Annotated in this window: 20 protein-coding genes; 4 read left to right on the top strand and 16 right to left on the bottom strand. The window is 41.5% G+C overall.

What is annotated here, in order from left to right; genetic code table 11:
• Position 1: 1 nt before the first annotated feature.
• The 9 genes from IEV74_RS08830 to IEV74_RS08870 all read right to left on the bottom strand — a co-directional run bounded on the left by IEV74_RS08830 (position 2) and on the right by IEV74_RS08870 (position 9,649).
• Entirely contained in the window at positions 2-1,321 is a 1,320-nt protein-coding gene (locus IEV74_RS08830; protein WP_188455010.1) for a dihydrolipoamide acetyltransferase family protein, read from the bottom strand.
• Positions 1,322-1,333: 12 nt separating this feature from the next.
• Positions 1,334-2,317 carry an alpha-ketoacid dehydrogenase subunit beta gene (locus IEV74_RS08835; protein ID WP_188455011.1) on the bottom strand — a complete coding sequence of 328 codons (984 nt, stop codon included), beginning with the start codon at positions 2,315-2,317 and terminating at the stop codon, positions 1,334-1,336.
• 12 nt (positions 2,318-2,329) lie between these two features.
• On the bottom strand, positions 2,330-3,319 hold the full coding sequence (locus IEV74_RS08840) for a thiamine pyrophosphate-dependent dehydrogenase E1 component subunit alpha (protein WP_188455012.1): 990 nt from the start codon (positions 3,317-3,319) through the stop codon (positions 2,330-2,332).
• A 189-nt stretch (positions 3,320-3,508) separates the two neighbouring features.
• Complete coding sequence (locus IEV74_RS08845; protein ID WP_188455013.1) at positions 3,509-3,793, bottom strand: PTS sugar transporter subunit IIB; 285 nt, start codon at positions 3,791-3,793, stop codon at positions 3,509-3,511.
• A 21-nt stretch (positions 3,794-3,814) separates the two neighbouring features.
• On the bottom strand, positions 3,815-4,462 hold the full coding sequence (locus IEV74_RS08850; protein ID WP_188455014.1) for an L-ribulose-5-phosphate 4-epimerase: 648 nt from the start codon (positions 4,460-4,462) through the stop codon (positions 3,815-3,817).
• Position 4,463: 1 nt separating this feature from the next.
• Positions 4,464-5,825 (bottom strand): PTS galactitol transporter subunit IIC, encoded by a 1,362-nt coding sequence (locus IEV74_RS08855; RefSeq protein ID WP_229683107.1) that lies wholly within the window; start codon positions 5,823-5,825, stop codon positions 4,464-4,466.
• Positions 5,826-5,864: 39 nt separating this feature from the next.
• Entirely contained in the window at positions 5,865-6,326 is a 462-nt protein-coding gene (locus IEV74_RS08860) for a PTS sugar transporter subunit IIA (protein WP_188455015.1), read from the bottom strand.
• Complete coding sequence (locus tag IEV74_RS08865) at positions 6,326-8,410, bottom strand: BglG family transcription antiterminator (protein ID WP_188455016.1); 2,085 nt, start codon at positions 8,408-8,410, stop codon at positions 6,326-6,328. Before IEV74_RS08865 ends, IEV74_RS08860 begins: the two co-directional genes overlap by 1 nt.
• Before the next feature lie 165 nt (positions 8,411-8,575).
• On the bottom strand, positions 8,576-9,649 hold the full coding sequence (locus IEV74_RS08870) for a glycosyltransferase family 4 protein (protein ID WP_188455017.1): 1,074 nt from the start codon (positions 9,647-9,649) through the stop codon (positions 8,576-8,578).
• A gap of 137 nt (positions 9,650-9,786) precedes the next feature.
• Between IEV74_RS08870 and IEV74_RS08875 the strand changes: the two genes are divergently transcribed.
• On the top strand, positions 9,787-10,254 hold the full coding sequence (locus tag IEV74_RS08875) for a hypothetical protein (RefSeq protein ID WP_188455018.1): 468 nt from the start codon (positions 9,787-9,789) through the stop codon (positions 10,252-10,254).
• 648 nt (positions 10,255-10,902) lie between these two features.
• Here the strand turns inward: IEV74_RS08875 and IEV74_RS08880 are convergent.
• The 3 genes from IEV74_RS08880 to IEV74_RS08890 all read right to left on the bottom strand — a co-directional run bounded on the left by IEV74_RS08880 (position 10,903) and on the right by IEV74_RS08890 (position 13,404).
• The gene (locus IEV74_RS08880) at positions 10,903-11,562 is read right to left on the bottom strand and encodes a TetR/AcrR family transcriptional regulator (RefSeq protein ID WP_188455019.1); all 660 of its coding nucleotides are present in this window, start codon (positions 11,560-11,562) and stop codon (positions 10,903-10,905) included.
• Positions 11,563-11,646: 84 nt separating this feature from the next.
• Entirely contained in the window at positions 11,647-12,663 is a 1,017-nt protein-coding gene (locus IEV74_RS08885; protein ID WP_188455020.1) for an ABC transporter permease, read from the bottom strand.
• 15 nt (positions 12,664-12,678) lie between these two features.
• Positions 12,679-13,404 (bottom strand): ABC transporter ATP-binding protein, encoded by a 726-nt coding sequence (locus IEV74_RS08890; protein WP_188455021.1) that lies wholly within the window; start codon positions 13,402-13,404, stop codon positions 12,679-12,681.
• A 159-nt stretch (positions 13,405-13,563) separates the two neighbouring features.
• Here IEV74_RS08890 and IEV74_RS08895 point away from each other — a divergent pair, with 159 nt between their 5' ends.
• A complete protein-coding gene (locus IEV74_RS08895) occupies positions 13,564-13,992 on the top strand; it encodes a DUF2935 domain-containing protein (protein ID WP_188455022.1) in 429 nt (142 codons plus the stop codon).
• A gap of 157 nt (positions 13,993-14,149) precedes the next feature.
• Here IEV74_RS08895 and IEV74_RS08900 read toward each other — a convergent pair whose 3' ends face one another.
• From IEV74_RS08900 to IEV74_RS08915, 4 genes are read right to left on the bottom strand one after another with little or no spacing between them, the layout of a single operon-like run.
• Complete coding sequence (locus tag IEV74_RS08900) at positions 14,150-14,458, bottom strand: PTS sugar transporter subunit IIB (protein ID WP_188455023.1); 309 nt, start codon at positions 14,456-14,458, stop codon at positions 14,150-14,152.
• Positions 14,455-14,793, bottom strand: a complete 339-nt coding sequence (locus tag IEV74_RS08905) for a PTS lactose/cellobiose transporter subunit IIA (RefSeq protein WP_188455024.1) — start codon at positions 14,791-14,793, stop codon at positions 14,455-14,457. Before IEV74_RS08905 ends, IEV74_RS08900 begins: the two co-directional genes overlap by 4 nt.
• Positions 14,793-16,082 (bottom strand): PTS sugar transporter subunit IIC, encoded by a 1,290-nt coding sequence (locus IEV74_RS08910; protein ID WP_188455025.1) that lies wholly within the window; start codon positions 16,080-16,082, stop codon positions 14,793-14,795. Before IEV74_RS08910 ends, IEV74_RS08905 begins: the two co-directional genes overlap by 1 nt.
• 1 nt (position 16,083) lies before the next feature.
• Positions 16,084-17,403 (bottom strand): 6-phospho-beta-glucosidase, encoded by a 1,320-nt coding sequence (locus tag IEV74_RS08915; RefSeq protein WP_188455026.1) that lies wholly within the window; start codon positions 17,401-17,403, stop codon positions 16,084-16,086.
• A 253-nt stretch (positions 17,404-17,656) separates the two neighbouring features.
• On the opposite strand from IEV74_RS08915, the gene IEV74_RS08920 reads away from it, so the two are divergent.
• Positions 17,657-18,388: a GntR family transcriptional regulator gene (locus IEV74_RS08920; RefSeq protein WP_188455027.1), complete on the top strand. Its 732-nt coding sequence runs from the start codon at positions 17,657-17,659 to the stop codon at positions 18,386-18,388.
• Complete coding sequence (chbG, locus tag IEV74_RS08925; RefSeq protein ID WP_188455028.1) at positions 18,389-19,090, top strand: chitin disaccharide deacetylase; 702 nt, start codon at positions 18,389-18,391, stop codon at positions 19,088-19,090.
• Positions 19,091-19,491: the final 401 nt, after the last annotated feature.

Consider the following 19,491-nt stretch of genomic DNA (forward strand, 5'->3'; position numbering starts at 1 on the left):
CCTATACCAAAAGACCATAAGGCGATTCCAGGCATTCTTTCAGCTCTGTCAAAAATGCCGCTGCTGGAGCACCATCTATTGCACGATGATCAAAAGAAAGACTAAGTACCATCATCGGCCGAATTTCCATTGCATTGTCTATAGCAACTGGCTTCCTGACAATTCTTCCAACACCAAGGATCGCTGTTTCCGGTGGATTAATAATGGGGGTAAATCCATCAATTGCGTACATGCCCAAATTACTTATTGTAAACGTACTGCCCGACATTTCTTCTGGGGTTAATTGATTATTTCTTGCTTTCTTACCGAGTGTTTTGCTCATTACCGTTAGTTCCGCCAATCCTTTTGCTTCAGCATGTTGAATAGATGGAACAATTAAACCATTTTCTACTGCAACCGCTAGTCCAAGATGAACGGATTTATTTAAAATAATTTCATTTTCAATCAATGATGCATTAACATATGGATGGCTGCCCAATACATGTGCCGTTGTTTTCATAATGATTTCCGTGTAGGAGAGCCGATATCCTGTTTGCTCCTCAATAATTGGTAATAAAGCTTGACGCATTTCCATTGCTTTTGTCATATCGACATCAGTCGTTAACGTCACGTGAGGAATGGAACGGGCACTTTCAAGCATTTTTGCAGCCACAGCTTTTCGCAGTCCTTTTAATTGAATACGTTCCGGTTCGTCACTGCTCGCTGTATCATGTCCGATTACATCAGCTTTCGTAATTTTATTTCGCGATCCCGTACCCTGCACATTGTGTAAGTTTATTCCTTTGTCCTTAGCAATTTTTTCCGCAAGCGGAGTAGAAAGCTTCGTCTCTGTTTGACTTACCATTTCCGCAACATCCTGTTCCTGAATTCGCCCTTTTGGTCCTGAACCTTGAATGGAATGCAGCGAAATTTCATTTTCACGTGCAACTCTGCGCGCGGATGGGGTTGCACGTACTTTATTCGATTGACTCTCCTTTACATTTGATTCCGTTTCCGTTGCCTCCGTAGTGCTGCTAGACTCACGTTCTTCCATTGACCCTTCTTGATCATTTCCAACAGGAGGATCTTTAGGAACTGCTTCGCTCTCTTCACCAATATAGGCAATTACCGTATTAACTGGAATCTCGTCATCTAGTTGATAGTATTTTTTTAACAATGTGCCTTCTTCATAGGATTCTACTTCGATATTGATTTTGTCAGTCATAATTTCAAACAAGGGTTCACCAATTTCGACTGATTCCCCCTCTTCTTTGAACCATTGAAGCAAGGTGCCAACTTCCATCGTACTGCTCAGTTTTGGCATAAATACTTCTTTTGCCATGTGAAACCCTCCTTATGCCCTGTTTAACGTGTCCTTGACAGCTTGTATAATATCGGGAACCTGTGGTACTGCTGATTTTTCCAATTCGGGATTATAAGGGATTGGTGCTGCTACACCACCCAATCGTCTAATCGGTGCATCCATATAATCAAACGCTTCACTTTCCGCAATCATACTGGCAATTTCGCCACCATAACCGCCACGCTTCACAGCTTCATGTACGACTACAGCACGTCCTGTTTTCGAAACCGATTTTACAATTGTTTCTTCATCTAACGGGACGAGTGTACGGGGATCGATCACTTCTGCGCTAATTCCGTCCTTCTCCAGTTCTTCTGCCGCTTCAAGAGCCCGATGAACCATTATTGCGGTCGCCACAATCGTTACATCGGTACCTTCACGTTTTATATCTGCCTGCCCTAATGGGATACTGTATGACTCTACTGGAACTTCCGATTTTGTTTTGTATAATAATTTGTGTTCATAAAAAATCACTGGATTATCATCGTCAATAGCTGCTTTTAATAACCCCTTTACATCATAGGCAGTGGATGGCTGCACTACCTTTAACCCTGGTATATGGGCAACCCATGCTTCCAAGCTTTGCGAATGCTGAGCCGCTGCTCCCGTTCCAGATCCACTCGGTGTACGTAAAACCATTGGAACCTTGCCTTTCCCACCATACATATACCGTAATTTCGCAGCCTGGTTCACAATCTGATCCAATGCAATGGTAATAAAATCAGAAAACTGCAATTCTAAAATAGGGCGCATTCCTGTTAATGCTGAACCTACCGCTGCCCCTGCAATCCCTGATTCACTAATGGGGGTATTCCGCACACGCTCTGGACCGAATTCCTCAATCATTCCCCTGGTAACCCCAAACGCACCGCCATAAACACCGATATCTTCTCCTAAAATAAATACATCATCGTTTTCTCTCATTTCCTGACTCATTGCTTCACGTACCGCTTCTAAATAGGTTAGCTCTCTCATCGTTATCCCCTCCTATGCATAAACGTCAGTTAGTAAGTCCTCTTTTGTCGGCATTGGACCCGCTTTTGCAAACTCAACAGCGTCTTCAATCGCCTGTTTTGCCTGTTTTCGAATTGTCTCTGCCTCATCTTCGGTAATGATAGTTGCATCAATTAATACCTCTTTATATCGATTGATGGAATCTTTCGCCCTCCATTCTTTCTCTTCCTCACGAGTACGGTATTTCTTTGCATCACTCTTAGAATGACCTTTCCAACGGTATGTTTTTGCCTCTATTAATGTTGGACCTTCTCCATTTCGTGCACGTTCTACCGCTTCGTGACTTACATTCATCATTTCAATGACATCATTCCCATCAGCCACCACTCCCGGAAATCCGTATGCATCTGCACGAGCAGCAATATCAGGCACTTTCACCATTTCTTTAACAGATCCCGACATTCCATACTGGTTATTTTCACAAATAAAAACAACCGGCAGATTCCAAACAGCTGCCAGATTCAATGCTTCATGGAAACTGCCTTCATTAGAAGCACCATCCCCAAAAAAGCATAACGTTACATAATTTAATTTTTTCATATGGGAGGTTAGCGCAGATCCTACTGCTAAAGGAATTCCCCCACCAACAATACCGTTAGCACCAAGATTTCCTTTTTCAACATCGGCAATATGCATAGACCCGCCTTTCCCTTTACAATATCCAGTCGTTCTTCCAAACAATTCAGCCATCATTTTGTTCACATCGGCACCTTTTGCAATACAATGCCCATGCCCTCTATGTGTACTTGTAATTTTATCCCGGTCTTCCAATACAGCACATGCACCTGATGCACTTGCTTCCTGACCGACTGCTAAGTGAGTGGTTCCATGTATTAACCCTTTTGCAAAAAACTCATCTACCTTTTCATCAAAATACCGAATCAGCCACATCTCTTTGTATATATCTTTTAGTTTATCTTTACTGATGTCAGGCAGTAATGTAAGATCTTTCGTTAATTCCATACCATTCCACTCCTTTACATTTGTTCTGCATAGTTACCTTTGTAATTAATGATAAATTTTTCTGTCTATTTAGTCAAGAGAAAGTACGAAACTTTCTTTCTATTTGAAATCTGTCATGCTAGTAAGCTAGTGTACTTACATCATCTTAGAATGAACTTCCGTTAAGGTTAACGGAAGTTCATTCTTGTACTACTGATTAAGTTTTCCCAAGATATGATTGTACATCTCATCTGTACCGATTCCTGTCAGTAGTGGAACACCGTCTATAACTTTACCTTTAATGTTATCTGGAACTAGGGTAGTAGAGACGACCACATCATAATCATCTATTCTGTTTAATTCTTCACTTATCTTTGATTGATACAAAGTCACTTCATTTTCTAATCCCTGTTCTCTCAACCATTCCCTAACTTTCCCTGTAACAACTGTTGAAGTTGCAATTCCTGTTCCGCACATAATTAATAGTTTTTTCATATTAATCCCTCCAAATAGGTTTTAGTTTTGTCCATATGATGCAGCATAAAACTGATTGCACGATGCAATGATTTCACTTGATAAAGGCTTTAGTTCTGGCTCCTGCAATGTTGCATAATAAGCATATTCAGCAGTTTCTTCTAATACCACTGCAGCCTTTAAAGCTTTTTCGATTGTTGACCCAACTGTGAAAACACCATGACTTTTCATTAAAATAGCCGGACATTCACCTATATGGTCAACAATTTCTCTTCCAATGTCCTCCGCCCCTATCGTTGCAAAATCAGAGCAAGGCACCCGATGGTTAAATACATTGGCGGCGGTTGTTGTATAACTAGGGAGATCCTGCCCCCGAATGGCAAAGCTTGTGGCAAATGGGGAATGTGTGTGGACAACACTATTCACATCTTCCCTTTCTTTATATACGTATAAATGGCTTTCAGTATCAACAGATGGTTTAAGTTCACCTTCCATTACTTTTCCGTTCAAATCTACAACAACCATATTTTCAGAAGATAATTCTTCAAAATGTACACCACTCGGTTTGATAATCACGTATTCCGTATCAGGTACTCGACAGCTCACATTCCCACTTGTCCAACGAACAAGATTATTTTCTTTTAACAGCTTATTAGCTTTACAGACCTCTGCTTTTAATTTTTCAAACAAATTAAACCACCTTCTCTTGTGACTTATTTACGGCATTTGCTTGTTTTTTCGGTTTTATTTTATTCACATATATCAAACCGAAGAGAATAACTAATCCTAAGACCCCAATTCCAAACCAACTGAAAACCTTTGGAAGCCAAACAAAGACAAACGTTGTCCATACGGCCCCATCAACTAATGCAGAAATACTCGTATTTGCCCCCATATCGAAGTTCGCTGCAACCGCCGAATCAGTAAATAATGGTGCCACCCAAGTAGCAATGTATAAACCAACAGCAATATATATCGATCCAGCAATTACTGTCCGTAAGATATTTCCTCTAAATACCGGTACCATAAGACAGACTAGAAAAGGAATTGTCGCTAAGTCACCAAAGGGTAAAACGGTGTTTCCCGGTAAGAATACTGCTAAAAACAACGTAACTGGGACAATAATTAACGATGCTGATAATACAGCAGGATGCCCAACAGATAATGCGCTATCCATTCCGATATATAAATCCCTTCCCGGAAATCGTTTTTTTACAAATGCTCCTGCTGCTTCAGAAACTGGTGATAAACCTTCCATTAATAATGCAACCATTCTTGGCATAAGTAACATTACAGCACCAGTTTGTACGGAAAGCTGTAAAATCTCCGAAACGTTATATCCAGCTAAAATACCAATTACAATCCCAATAATGACACCCATAACAGTAGAATCGCCAAATATCCCCATCCGTTTTTGAATAGCTTCTGGATTAGCCTCCAGCTTATTGAATCCCGGAATTCGATCAAATAGCCAATTAAATGGTAGTGCTATTAAAAATGATGGTGCAGATGCTCCATGCGGGAATGTAATATTCTTGAATCCATAAAACTTTTCAATATATTTGGCAAGAATATCTCCCAGGAAAAAGATAAGAAGGATATGCACTGCAATCGTAAATAATCCTAATGCAAAATCTCCAGTTAATGCATACACCAATGAACCTGTGAAAGCGCAATGCCAATAGTCCCAGACATCCACATTCAATGTTCGTGTTAAACCAAACCCCAGCAAGATGACATTTGCAGCTATGCCTAGTGGAATTGCCAGACTGCCGAGTGCGGTACCATAAGAAATTGCTGCTGCTGCGGGCCACCCCACATCAATGGTGTTTAATTGGAAACCGAAATTATCAACCATTGATTGTGCAGCTGGACCTAGACTGTCTGTTAGTAATCCAATAACTAGATTTAAACCAATAAAACCAATACCAACTGTTAAACCTGCGCGAAATGCTTTTCCCGGCTTTGAACCTAAAACTAAAGCAAAAACGAAAATAATAATCGGCAGCATAACGCTTGCCCCAAGATCAACAAACCATTGTAAGACTCCCATAATGTTTCCTCCTTTTAAATGATATTATTTTTTAATTCATTAAAACCTGGCTTTTTCACTTGATTCCATTAATTCATTTACTTCTTCAGCATTCTTTGCCTGACTCAATTTCAATACCATTTCCTCATCCTGAAATATTTCCGTCAGCCTTTGAAGTGACTTCAGCTGTTCTTCCGGATTATTTAATGCCAGCATAAATACCAATTTAACTTCTATTTCCTCGTTGGCACTTCCCATCGTGTTGAATGTTACAGGCGTTTTTAATGAAGCGAAGGCAAGTTGTGGGTCAATAACTTTATCTGCATCTGTATGTGGGATCGCAATTCCAAATGGCTTTGTAGGTAACCCTGTTGGAAAATTGCTCTCTCTAGCTAATACACTTTCGATAAAGTCACCTTTTACATAACCACCTTTAACTAATTGATTGCCTAGATTAAGCAATACATCTTCTCTTGATTCAGATTCAAGTTCAATTATTACGAGATCTGGATTAAACCACATCATATAGCCCCCTCTTCAATGTTTCCTGCCACATCTTTTTCTATCGTTTTGAGCACTTTTATTACTTCACTTTTTTCGTTTGTAGTCACCATTTTCTGTAAGACTCCATCATTCATAGACAGATTCGTTAACTGATAGATTGCCTTTACATGCTGATCGGCATCAGTTGGGGCAATAACCACTACAAAATGAGTTGTTAATTTGTCGGAAAATGGAACTCCTTTTTTAATTATTAAAAGACTCATCCCCAGCTTGTTTACACCTTGTTCAGGGTCAGCGTGCGGTATTGCCATATTTTTTCCCAGAATCATATATGGATGTTCATAATTATGGGATTCAATCATTTTATTAACATAATTTTCAGTTATTGAATTGTTTAATAAAAGTGGTTTGGATGCCACCTTTATAGCATCTTTCCAGTCCTTCACTTCTTCTGCAATCGTGATTGTTTCCTTCGTTATTAGATCTTCTAGGTTTGGGTTTGTATCCATCTTTATAAAGCTTTCGGTATTATAGCTTGACTGTATATATTTCCGTAAATCATCTTTTAAAAGTCCCTCATTATTTATGGTTGTTGATTTAGCAATAACATCTATTAGTTTTTCAATATTTAACTTGTCATGATCTACCCCATAAACTCGCTTCATAACCCGTTGCCTTAACTTCCATTTGTCATCTTCCGTTAATAAAGGGTTAATAATAAAGAGATTCCTTTCCGTTTTAAGAGGTACCGGCGAAAATATGATTGCCGCATCAACAGGGTCGGTTTCCGCATATTCTCTAATGGACATGGTTGGATAGAAGTCAAATTCCGGGAAAAGCTTTGTCAATGTATTCCTTAACATCTTGGAGACAGTAACACCATTCTGACAAACAACCATAGCTTTTTTCCTATTCGTGAAAATCTGCTTCGTTTCCAGCAAATGTCCACCAATAAAGATAGTTAAATAATGTCTTTCATTATCGGGAAATTTACTCTTTATAAAATTTTCCAATGGTCCTAAAGAAAGCTTTACAATGTGGTCCAAGCCTAAATAAGATTCGTCCATCCTAACTAAAGATTCCGTATAACTAGTTAAGTTATATTTGATTCGGTAATAGGCGGGTTTTAAGTGAAGCATTAATTTCTGAACAAGACTATCTTTATTTTTTAATTCCATAAATGCATTAATTTCAAAGTGATTTAATGTTTCATACAGTACATGCTTTAATTGTGGCATTTCATGTTGCGTTAATAAGTCACCTGAAAAAATATTAGTTGACAGCAGCTGCAGCGTAATGTATAAACGTTCAGCTTCCGGTAAATCAATTTCGTTTTTGACTAATAGCTCTGTTGCCTCATATTCTTTCGTCCCTGATAATTCGTGATATTGAATTTGATAATCAAATTCAATAATATTACCTCGTCGGACTCTATCAAAAATAATTCCAATACAGTATGGTAAAATTTGAATTTTTTCATCAGTAAATTTAATCCTTAATATTTCCTCAATTTTTTCCAATTGAATTGATATATTGTTTATTTTCTCATCATGCAGGTTGGTAAAGTCTTGGATTAATGAAAGTCCAGCGTAGCCGTTCCTGATTTCCTGAGCAATATCATGAAGCAAATTTCGCTGACTCCATTCATTACCCTCCAATTGATAGCCATCAAGTCTTGTATAAACAATTTTTAATCCGTACTGTTCTATTTTCTTCTGCGCTTGTTTCATATCATTAAGCACAGTTACATTACTTACCTTTAATGCATTCGTGAAATGAAATAAAGATAAATCATTTTGTGATAATAAAATAAACAGGATTAGCGATACCCTTTCATTTTCTGAAGGAATATAATGTTCGGTTGTTATTGTATTAGAATCTGTGAAAACCTCCATCAATGTTGAATCTATAAGAAAGTTCCCGTTATGCAGCCTTTTAATTTTAGGATAATTATTATCAACCAGCCAATTATTAATTTTTTCTACACTATATTTAATTTGTCTTCTGGATAAATACATTATCACTTCCAAATCTTTGCTTGATATAGTTGGATTACGGATTAGTTCTTCAAGGATACTGACGCTTCTTTTATCTAAGAACATGTAACATCACCCCTAAAATTAGTATATAGCAGCATGTCTTAATACTGAATGCGCTTTCATTTAATTTTTTATTATTAAAATTGTCCGACTTTTTAATTAACTAAATTGCGAAAGACAAAAAACCACCTCAATTTTGAGATGGTTTTTTGTCTATATATTAGAATTTTAATTCCTATCTTTCCGCTTAAACACCTTCCCCAACGCATCCAGCACAGGCTTCTTCCCGTTCATCACCAAGCCCCCCAGCTCGGCAAAAATATGGATCAGGACGATAATAAAAAACGCTACGATCAGTGTCATGGATATGGGGGCATTGGAAAATATGATCGCCATAGCTCCGAATAGAGCGCTGAATCCATATATGATCAGCACAGTTTTTCTATGGCTGTACCCATTCCCGAGCAGCTGGTAGTGGATATGTTTATTATCTGCCATCATAATATTTTCCTTATTGTATGCACGGCGTACGATTGCAAATAAGGTGTCAAAAATCGGAACGGCAAGAATAATAATTGGAATAATAAAGCTGAACAAGGCAATATTTTTAAACAACCCAAGCATCGAGACTACCGCAATGGAATAACCGAGAAAATTTGACCCGGTGTCACCCATGTAAATTTTAGCCGGGTAAAAATTATGATACAAAAAGCCAAGATTCGCGCCTATAAGAACGATGCATAAATATGCCGCTATCAATTGAACATCGATAATCGCCATAATGAACATGCTTATCAGAGCGATGGTCGTTACACCTGTCGCAAGTCCATCAAGCCCGTCGATCAGATTGATGGCATTCGTTATCCCGACAACCCATAGGACAGTGATAAGCACACTGAAAAAGCCTAAGTCGACTAGTCCAAAAACGGGTATGGTAATTCGCTCAATAATTAGCCCAGATGAAATTAGAAATGACGCTGCAATCAGCTGGCCGGATAGTTTAATGACCGGGCGAATCTGATATTTATCATCGAGCATCCCAGTAAGTAATATGACGATAGCACCGAGTAAAATCTCTAGCAGATGCTCATGCTTCGGCTGCAAATAAAGCGCACCTAAAAAAGCACCTAGAAAAATGGCTAATCCTCCAAGTCTGGGTGTTACATATTTATGTATTTTCCTGGCATTTGGAAGGTCCACAACACCAAGTTTAATGGCAAGTTTTTTAATTGGATATGTAAGCAGAAATGTTGAAATGAGTGCAATTAAAAATGCAATGGATAAATCGGCATAATTAAACATAATGAGCTCCTAGTTTGATGTGATCGTTCTGTGATGTCTGTGAAATTATCGCCATATGTTGACATGGCCTGAATTTGATTATATCGAAAAATGGTGGAAATTAGCAAATTGGAACAGTGGGGTAGGATGGGTGGACGATGCTCTTCGCACGTGTGTGGGTGCTCTCGCTCGAGTTCGAGTGCTGCTTGCTCGAGTTTAAGTGCTCCTCGCTCGAGTTCGAGTGCTTCTCGCTCGTGTTCGGGTGCCGCTCGCTCGAGTTCGGGTGCTCCTCGCTCGAGTTCAGGTGCTGCTTGCTCGAGTTCAGGTGCTGCTTGCTCGAGTTCAGGTGCTGCTTGCTCGAGTTCGGGTGCTGCTCGCTCGAGTTCGGGTGCCGCTCGCTCGAGTTCGGGTGCTCCTCGCTCGAGTTCGAGTGCTTCTCGCTCGAGTTCAAGTGCTTCTCATTCGAGTTAGAGTGCCGCTCGCTCGAGTTCGGGTGCTCATCGCTCGAGTTCAAGTGCTTCTCGCTCGAGTTCGGGTACTTCTCGCTCGAGTTCGGGTGCTCCTCGCTCAAGTTCGAGTGCTGTTCGCTCGAGTTCGGGTGCTTCTCGTTCGAGTTCGAGTGCTGATCGCTCGAGTTTGAGTGCTCGCCAACTCGAGTTCAAGTGCTCCTCGCTCGAGTTCGGGTGCTTCTCGCTCGAGTTCGGGTGCTTCTCGCTCGAGTTCGGGTGCCGCTCGCTCGTGTTCGGGTGCCGCTCGCTCGAGTTCAAGTGCTGTTCGCTCGAGTTCGGGCGCCGCTCGCTCGAGTTCGGGTGCTGCTCGCTCGAGTTCGAGTGCTCATCGCTCGTGTTCGGGTGCTGATCGATCGTGTTCGGGTGCTGCTCGCTCGAGTTCGGGTGCTGTTCGCTCGAGTTCGGGTGCCGCTCGCTCGAGTTTAAGTGCTCCTCGCTCGAGTTCGGGTGCCGTTCGCTCGAGTTCGGGTGCTTCTCGCTCGAGTTCGGGTGCCGCTCGCTCGAGTTCGGGTGCTCCTCGCTCGAGTTCAAGTGCTCCTCGCTCGAGTTCGGGTGCTCCTCGCTCGAGTTCGAGTGCTCCTCGCTCGAGTTCGGGCGCCGCTCGCTCGAGTTCGGGTGCTCCTCGCTCGAGTTCGGGTGCTTCTCGCTCGAGTTTAAGTGCTACTCGCTCGAGTTCGGGTGCTTCTCGCTCGAGTGCCTGCACTCCCCGCCTAAGTGCAGCGTCTAATTAAAAATAATAAGCGGGACAGTAACCCCCTGTCCCGCTTATTTTCCTATGCCGTTCATTATATAGGTGATGGTTTCTTTTATTTCCGCTTCGTCATCCCATTCTTTGTCTGGCTGTACGATAAAACGGGTAATCAGGAATCCGATGATAGTTGGCGCCATCATACGAATGATCGTATCGTTTGGGAGGTCTTTTATCTGGCCTTTTTCTTTGTAAAGAGTGAGTGTTCGATTGATAGCCGGATATATTTTTTCCATAAATACTTTTTTAAAGGTTCCTTGTATTTCCGGGTGAAACGCTAATTCCTGCAGCAATATTTTTAACAATGGAATATTGGATTTCACGAATTCAAAGCGATTTTTTATAAAGGCATATAGAAAGTCTTCAAAGTTTGTGTGCGTATCCTGGAAAACCTCTTTGACAAATTTTTTGGCGAAGAATGGTGCCGAAAAATGGGTAATGATTGGTTTTACAATCGAAATTAACAGATCTTTTTTTGTCCGATAATGACGGAAAATGGTGCCCTCTGCCACGCCTGCACGTTTGGCGATTTCACTTGTGGAGGTGGCAGAGTAGCCTTTTTCTGCGATAATTTCGATTGCCGCTTCCAGTATTTTTATTTGCTTTGGTGTCATGTTTTCTGCTTCGCTTAGCTCTTCAGTCATGGAATGCAGTGTTGATTTATCTTGTTCCGACATTGCTCAATCCTCCTAGCGTTTCTAAAGGCAGGACATATTGAGGGCAGTTTAATTTGAAAACATACGTCTCCGCTCTTTGTCCTATTATAACTTCCGATGTTGTTTTAATGCCAATATATTAAGCAGAATAAATGCCAGCGAAAAGCCAATCAGAACCCACACATCCACCAACACAGCTGACAATTCCTGGCCGCGGATCATTATTTCTTTCAGTGCATCTGCGCCATACGTAAGCGGCATGATTTTGCCAATTGCTTCTAGCCAGCCCACCGATTCAATATGAAAAATCCCTGAAAAGAATACTTGTGGAACGATGACGACAGGGATAAACTGGAACATTTGAAATTCATTTTTAGCAAATGCCGATAAAAGTGTTGCCAGACTGAGTGCCGCAATTGCCAGTAGAAATGTTATCACCAGCACCGACCAGAATGCCCCCTCCATATAGATATCCAGGACATATATTGAAAACGTTGCGATGATGATTGATTGTAAAATGATAAAAATTCCAAATCCGCTAAGGTAGCCGATAACGATTTCCCAGCGTCTTAATGGGGTTGCAAGTATCCGCTCCAAAGTTCCTTGCGTCCGCTCCCGTAAAAATGACACGCCGCCGATAATGAATACGAAGAAAAATACGAAAAAGCCAATTAGTACGGGACCAATGTTATCGAATAAGTTTAGGTCTGTTGAGCCGTGCAAAAAGTTAACTTCCATGTTTAATGTGTTGGGATTCATTTGTTTCGATGCTTGATTTAACACCTGCTGGACAGCTGATGATGCGGTTGGGTCACTGCCCTCCAGTGTTAATTTCACTTGATCCTGATCCCAAATTAAATGGGCATCAACTGTTTTATCCTGTAATGCCTCCTCCGCTTCAGCAGAGCTCATTTCTTCAACCGTTGCATCTTGTTCCTCCAATAAATCCTGCATTTGAACAGGCACATCAGTCACGGCTATCGCAGGATCATATTGCTCCAAATCTAGCACCAGCCATAGCAATGTCATCACAAGCAATGGGGCGACCATCATTAATGCTATGCTTCGTTTATCCCGTAAAAATTGCTGGACGATCCGTTTTATTATTGCTCGAACTCGCATGCTGAACACCTCCAATTATTCGTACGTGATTTTTCCATAATGCAAAAATGCTTCTTCCAATGTTTCTGTATTGCTTTTTTCAATTAACTGTTCCGGACTTCCCTGTGCAATGACATATCCATCACGCAGCATGGCGAGATTATCGCACTTTTCAGCCTCATCCATCACATGGGTCGTAACGATAATTGTCGTCCCCTGTTGCTGCAGCTTTTTTAAATCCTGCCATATCGATGCACGCAGGACTGGATCAATCCCCACTGTCGGCTCATCAAGGATTAATAGCTTTGGCTGATGTAAAAGTGCAACAGCCAACGACATACGCCGCTTCATCCCGCCTGAATAATGCTCTAATGTTTTGTCTAGATGATCGGTGAGGTCAACAATTTTAGCAACTTCCTGGATACGCTGTTTTTGCTTCTTTTTAGGAATGCCATAAATGCTCGCAAAAAACTGGAGATTCTCCTTAGCCGTTAATTCACTATATAATGCATCCGATTGTGCCATGTAGCCGATCTCCTGCATTAGTTTCAGCGACGGCATTGTTTGATTGTCAATGTGAACGGTTCCCTTTGTTGGATTTAACAGGCCGATGATAATTTTTACAAGTGTTGTTTTACCTGAACCAGATGGACCGAGCAAACCGAATAGCTGGCCCCGTGGTATAGCGAGATCAACGTTTTTTATAACCGTTTCATCTTTAAAGCTCTTCTGAATGCCATTTAAGCTGATAAACGATGACATGGTTCGACCTCCTTTTAATTAGATGTGAGTGATTACTCACATTCATCATAATATAGTTATGCTGGTTTGTAAAATAGTATTTTATATTTCTCATGTTTTCACCTATCCAAGCATACATTTTATTGGACATATATATTTTTCATCAGGGGGTGTATACGGATGCAGTATTATTACGGGAACCAAATGCCGCTTCGGGTGCTGGATGAGGCAGAGTTTTGGAAGCAGCAGGAGGCAGAGCATACGGTTGTCATGCGCGAGCTTGTGCAGAATCTGGAGCAGGAATATGTTGATGCACTGAAGCGGTGGGAGGATGTGCTGAATACGACGCATCAGCATGTAGTGCGTTTTGTAGAGTCGGTGATCCGGAGTGGCAATCAAATCTCACCGCAGCTGTATCAGCAGGTGCTTGATCTGGTTTCGTTTTGCCTGCAGGAGAGTGTGGCATTTATACAGTTTTGTCGGCAGGTGAAGTCGGAAAGTGCAGCAGTTTCGAACAATCCGACGGCAAAGGTAGTTATTGATCATATTGTTGATGAGTCGGAATACTTTATCGGAATTGCGCAGACGATATTGTATGAACAGAATTAGTTTTGTTAAATAGAATCCGAATGAAAATGGCTTGCATCCCCTGCAAGCCATTTTTTCATGCACACCTTTTCCATACAGTGCAGCTTTTCATGGATTTATCACCAAAGTCAACTGACGGAAAAACAAAAGACCACCCATCTGGGCAGTCCTTCATCCATCACTTTCCGTTCATTAAATTTATTGCCTGATCCAGCACCTTCTCGCCTTGGATCATTCCGTATGCCATTTGATCAATAACACCTGCTTTAATTCCTTTTGGTTCTACCTGTTCTTTAATTTTTTTCTCCAAATAGCGAACTTGAGGGCCAATTAACACGACATCGAGATTATCCATATTATTTTTCAGCTCAGATTCCGCTACAGCATTAATATCTGCTTCTATATTTCTCTCTTCTGCCGATTTGCGCATTTTGTTAACAAGCATCGATGTGGACATTCCCGCTGAACAAACTAAGATAATTTTCATGGTTGTTTTTCCTCCAAGCTTTTCATTTTTTCATACATATCAATCATTTCATTGGCTAAATCCTTTACCGTCATTGCTGTCATTAAGTGATCCTGTGCATGCACCAGTATGACTGTAACATCATTTTTCTCACCGCTTGCTTCATCCTGCAAAAGCTTTGTTTGAACATGATGTGCTTCAGCGAATTCCTGATCCGCTGATTGGATCTTTTCCCGTGCTTCTGAAAATTTGTAATCTTTTGCTAGTGCAATTGCTTCCATTGCATTTGACCGGGCATTGCCCGCATGCAAAATAATGTTAAACGAAAGCATTTGCATGTCTTCGGTTGATTCCATTACTTACCCTCCATACGCTGTTTCAGTGTTCTTGCACCTGCCATAACAAATGGAATATAGAGAAGAACCGCTACAGCCAGATTCACTACCTGCAACGCAATTCCGCGCCAGCTGCCTCCTGTTACAAGGTATCCGCTTAGAATTGGCGGTGTTGTCCATGGCAGGATGGCAACTGTTTTTGGCACGATTCCTGTTGCAAGTGCTACATACGATATAATTGTCAGTGTTACTGGTACTAAAATAAATGGTATTAGCATCACTGGGTTTAACACGATTGGCAAGCCAAAAATGACTGGTTCGTTAATGTTAAATAGCCCAGCTGGTGCTGATAGTTTTGCTACTTCACGATATGGATGCTTTTGCTGATTGCGTATGACAATAAAAATGGCGATTAACAAGGCGATTGTTGTACCTGACCCACCCATGAATACAAAGGAATCCAAGAATGGTTTTGTAACAACATATGGTACGTCAAACGCAGACATTCCGCTTTGGAAAAGGTCTAAGTTTTTCTCGATTAATGGTAAATAGATTGGTTCAATTACCGATCCAATGATATTCGTACCGTGCAACCCAAAGAACCATAGCAAATGATTGACAAATGCAATAATGATGGCTGCTGGAAGTGTATTACCCAGTCCCTGCAATGGCTTTTGAATTGCAGTGAAAATCACTTCAAATACGCTGACCTCAGCAAATACCGCCATAAGTGCCTGAAACAAACCTACTAGAATTAGAATAATCGTTGCTGGTATTAATGCTGTGAATGATCTTGCTACACCTTCAGGGACACCCTCCGGCATTTTGATGGTGAATTTTGATTTTACAAGTAATCTAAAAAGCTCGGTAAGTACTAATGCTAGAATAATAGCGACAAATAACCCCTGTGTCCCCATCCATGCTGCATTTAAACCGCCGTCTCCTGTCCATGGAACTAGCATAATGTATGCGGCTGCGGAAATCAATCCTGCAGACAGTCCATCCACCTCATAGGATTTAGCTAAATTGTATGCGATGGAAAAAGCAATTAACAAGCCTAGTATCGCAAACGTACCATTCCAGATGCTGCCCCCAACCTGCTGCCAGTTTCCTTCACCAAATATTCCATTCATCCATTCAACAAATTTGAAATCTCCGAATGCTGGAAAGTTATTGACCAAAATGGCGAGTGAACCAACAATTACTAATGGCATGATTGCTACAAATCCATCACGAATTGCAACAAGATGACGCTGGGACCCAATCCGCCCGGCGATTTCTATAAATTTTTGCATAAACCTGTTATTCATTCTAATTCCCCCTTGAATTAAAAAATTGTGGTAAATACGTTTTATGTGCTTCCAAAAGCTCATCAAGCATAGCCTTACTTCGCTTCTCATCCGCAATTAGTGGATTCATTACAAAGGCTGCATAAGCATCGTTATAATCCCCGGTAATACTAGCGCGAATGACAAGTTCTTCAAACGCTTTCATTTGATAGATGATTCCTTTTACCGTGTGTGGAAGCGGACCAACTGTCAACGGTCTGGGACCATGTTTGGTAATCACACAATTCACTTCGATAACAGCATCATCCGGCAAATCCGGAATTGCCCCATTATTTAATGTGTTTACCGTTTGGATATCCTCCCTGTTATTGTAAATGGAATCCATCAAACTGCATGCGACCTCACTATAGAATGCACCCCCTCGTTTCTCCAATTCCTTTGGCTTTTCTCGTAGTTCCGGATTTTTATATATAGCAAAAAGTGATTCCTCCAGCCCTTGAACAACCTCTGCCCGTATTCCGTGTTCTTCGTAGGCTTTAAGATCTTTTTCCAATACATCCTTCGTTTGAAAATAATATTGATGATACGGATTAGGCAAAAGCTTCAGGGAGTCAATAAATTCCTTCGTCCAGCCAAGATTGACGATGTTTGCCGGTGAATAGTCAAGTCCATCCACTAGTTTCTGCAGCACATCCGCCGTCCGGTCTATTCCTTTCACGTAAACCTTTTTACCAAAAACAAAATGGTTCATCCCAACAAACTCAATTTTCACATCCTCTGGTGCAGCATCTAGCATTTCAGCTGTGGAGTGCCGCATGTTGTATGGAATGTTACAAACGCCAATGACTTTTTTATGGGCTGAATGCTTTAACAGTGCCTCTGTTACGATACCTGCTGGATTTGTAAAATTGATGATCCATGCATCTGGACAGATTCGATGTACATCTTCCGCAAGCTCCATTAAAACGGGAATGGTACGGAACGCTTTAAAAATTCCACCTGCCCCATTTGTTTCCTGACCGATAAAGCCATGACTCAACGGAATCTGCTCGTCTTTTGCCCGGGAGTCTAATCCGCCAACGCGAATCTGTGTTGACACAAAATCAGCATTTTCCAGTGCTTTTTCCCGATCAAGCGTCCACGATAGTTTAATAGATTGATTTGCCTTTTCGATCATTCGCAATGCCAGCTTCCCGATGATTTCCAGCTTCTCTTTACCCATTTCAACGTCTACAAGTACAATTTCTGTCACTGGAAACGAATCATGCCGGCGAATAATCCCTTCAATGATTTCCGGTGTGTAGCTTGATCCCCCACCGACTATTACTAATTTAAGTGTCATGATGCTATCTCCTTCTCCAGTATTTTGAAAACGCTTTAATTTTGGGACAAGGGGTCAGTCCCCGTGTCCCGGGACAAGGGGTCAGACCCTCTGTCCCGCCTCTTACATATATATGATTAACTTCTCATAAAATGTATCATACAAATTTTTAATTGTCCATACATTTTGTTAAATATTGTAGTAACATTTATAAATATTGTCATTATAAGTAGTATCTTGTACACTTTAAGTAGAAAGTATGAAGGAGTCTGTCATGGAAAAAAACCAATCATTACATGCCTATATTAAAGATGAGCTTCTCACACGCATTAAATCAAACAAATACAAAAAGGGGGAAAAAATCCCGACAGAGCTTGAGCTTTGCAAGGACTTTAATGTTAGCCGCACCACTGTAAGGGCAGCTTTAAATCAGCTTACCTTAGAAGGCTATTTAGTTCGGCAGCAAGGAAAAGGCACATTTGTCGCGGAACAAAAAGTAAGTCAAACACTCTCCCAGACAGTAAAAAGATATAGCGATCAAGTAGCAGTTCAAGGTAAAAAAGCAGAGATTACATTGATAAGCATTACCGTTGTACCGGCCAATGAAATTCTCAAGCAATCGTTAGATGTTGCCATTAATGACCCGATTCAGCGGGTTGAACGGATTCGAAAGGCCAACGATGAGCCGACCCAATATGAAATTGCATTCATTCCATGGAACATCGCACCAGGAATTACACAGCAGCATGCAGAGACATCTTTGTATGCCGCACTAAAAGATGAATTTAACATTCACATTGCAAAAACGACAGAACATGTCGAAATTACGCTTGCAGATGAACGAACCTGTTCCCATCTGAAATGCGAGCAGGGTATGCCATGCTTTTATATTGAAACCATAGCAGAAGATGAGGACGGTAAAAAAATTGAATACTCCCGCTCCTATTTCCGCGGGGATAAAACGAATTTTGTAATCGAAAGAAACTATCCAATGGAGGAGAATTAAATGCGCGTACTGTTTAATGCAGATGACTTCGGACTTACGAAAGGTATAACCGACGGAATTATGGAGTCCCACATAAATGGGGTTGTTGGGTCTGCAACATTAATGATGAATGGCCATGCTGTGGATTATACCGTTGCACTGGCGAAAAAACATCCTGCATTAAAAGTCGGAATCCACCTGGTTTTAACATGGGGAAAGCCTCTTAGCGATGATGTTCCAGACCTGGTTGACGATAATGGATTGTTTAAATATAAAAATACATTCAGAGAAATGGACCCACCCAATGTGGAACAGGTAGAAAAAGAATGGAGAGCTCAAATTGACGCATTTTTGGAAACGGGATTAGCCCTTCACCACATTGACAGCCATCATCACGTCCATGGATGGGAACCACTGCGAGAATTGGTTGTAAAACTGGCCAAGGATTACGGTGTACCTGTCCGATATGTGGAAACGTTAAAAGAAAATCACGAAATCCTGCTGGCCGATGCGCTTTGGCTGGACTTTTACGGTGACGGGGTTAATGCGGATATTTTCACAGAATTACAGCAGCTTTCTGTGGATTCCGTTGAAGTGATGACCCATCCAGCCATTATCGACGACGAACTGCGTCAGGTCAGTTCGTATGTTGAGAAACGTGAAGAGGAACGAAAGATATTGTGCGGAATGCCTGTACCTCGTTGGGTGGAATTGTGCAGGTAGGGAGGTGGGGGTGATTGCTGTGTTTTGGGGTTGATGTGCTGGCTCTCCGGGTTGATGTGCTGGCTCTCCGGTTGATGTTCCAGCCCTCCGGTTGATGCTCGGGCTCTCCGGTTGATGTTCCTCGCTTTCGGGTTGATGCTCGGGCTCTTCGGTTGATGTTCCTGCCCTCGGGTTGATGTGCTGGCTCTCGGGTTGATGTTCCTCGCTTTCGGGTTGATGCTCGGGCTCTCCGGTTGATGTTCCTCGCTTTCGGGTTGATGTTCCTGCCCTCGGGTTGATGCTCGGGCTCTCCGGTTGATGTTCCTCGCTTTCGGGTTGATGTTCCTGCCCTCGGGTTGATGCTCGGGCTCTCCGGTTGATGTTCCTCGCTCTCGGGTTGATGTTCCTGCCCTCCGGTTGAT

The sequence above is a fragment of the Virgibacillus oceani genome (assembly GCF_014638995.1).
GTDB lineage: Bacteria > Bacillota > Bacilli > Bacillales > Amphibacillaceae > Virgibacillus_E > Virgibacillus_E oceani.

Bases quoted from the DNA above. Each gene is read 5' to 3' on its own strand.
- IEV74_RS08835 (WP_188455011.1), bottom strand. From the start codon at position 2,317: ATGAGAGAGCTAACCTATTTAGAAGCGGTACGTGAAGCAATGAGTCAG.
- chbG (WP_188455028.1), top strand. From the start codon at position 18,389: ATGCGCGTACTGTTTAATGCAGATGACTTCGGACTTACGAAAGGTATA.
- IEV74_RS08830 (WP_188455010.1), bottom strand. From the start codon at position 1,321: ATGGCAAAAGAAGTATTTATGCCAAAACTGAGCAGTACGATGGAAGTT.
- IEV74_RS08875 (WP_188455018.1), top strand. From the start codon at position 9,787: ATGCTCTTCGCACGTGTGTGGGTGCTCTCGCTCGAGTTCGAGTGCTGC.
- IEV74_RS08845 (WP_188455013.1), bottom strand. From the start codon at position 3,793: ATGAAAAAACTATTAATTATGTGCGGAACAGGAATTGCAACTTCAACA.
- IEV74_RS08900 (WP_188455023.1), bottom strand. From the start codon at position 14,458: ATGAAAATTATCTTAGTTTGTTCAGCGGGAATGTCCACATCGATGCTT.
- IEV74_RS08920 (WP_188455027.1), top strand. From the start codon at position 17,657: ATGGAAAAAAACCAATCATTACATGCCTATATTAAAGATGAGCTTCTC.
- IEV74_RS08870 (WP_188455017.1), bottom strand. From the start codon at position 9,649: ATGTTTAATTATGCCGATTTATCCATTGCATTTTTAATTGCACTCATT.
- IEV74_RS08880 (WP_188455019.1), bottom strand. From the start codon at position 11,562: ATGTCGGAACAAGATAAATCAACACTGCATTCCATGACTGAAGAGCTA.
- IEV74_RS08840 (WP_188455012.1), bottom strand. From the start codon at position 3,319: ATGGAATTAACGAAAGATCTTACATTACTGCCTGACATCAGTAAAGAT.
- IEV74_RS08865 (WP_188455016.1), bottom strand. From the start codon at position 8,410: ATGTTCTTAGATAAAAGAAGCGTCAGTATCCTTGAAGAACTAATCCGT.
- IEV74_RS08855 (WP_229683107.1), bottom strand. From the start codon at position 5,825: ATGGGAGTCTTACAATGGTTTGTTGATCTTGGGGCAAGCGTTATGCTG.
- IEV74_RS08885 (WP_188455020.1), bottom strand. From the start codon at position 12,663: ATGCGAGTTCGAGCAATAATAAAACGGATCGTCCAGCAATTTTTACGG.
- IEV74_RS08895 (WP_188455022.1), top strand. From the start codon at position 13,564: ATGCAGTATTATTACGGGAACCAAATGCCGCTTCGGGTGCTGGATGAG.
- IEV74_RS08860 (WP_188455015.1), bottom strand. From the start codon at position 6,326: ATGTGGTTTAATCCAGATCTCGTAATAATTGAACTTGAATCTGAATCA.
- IEV74_RS08910 (WP_188455025.1), bottom strand. From the start codon at position 16,082: ATGAATAACAGGTTTATGCAAAAATTTATAGAAATCGCCGGGCGGATT.
- IEV74_RS08890 (WP_188455021.1), bottom strand. From the start codon at position 13,404: ATGTCATCGTTTATCAGCTTAAATGGCATTCAGAAGAGCTTTAAAGAT.
- IEV74_RS08905 (WP_188455024.1), bottom strand. From the start codon at position 14,793: ATGGAATCAACCGAAGACATGCAAATGCTTTCGTTTAACATTATTTTG.
- IEV74_RS08915 (WP_188455026.1), bottom strand. From the start codon at position 17,403: ATGACACTTAAATTAGTAATAGTCGGTGGGGGATCAAGCTACACACCG.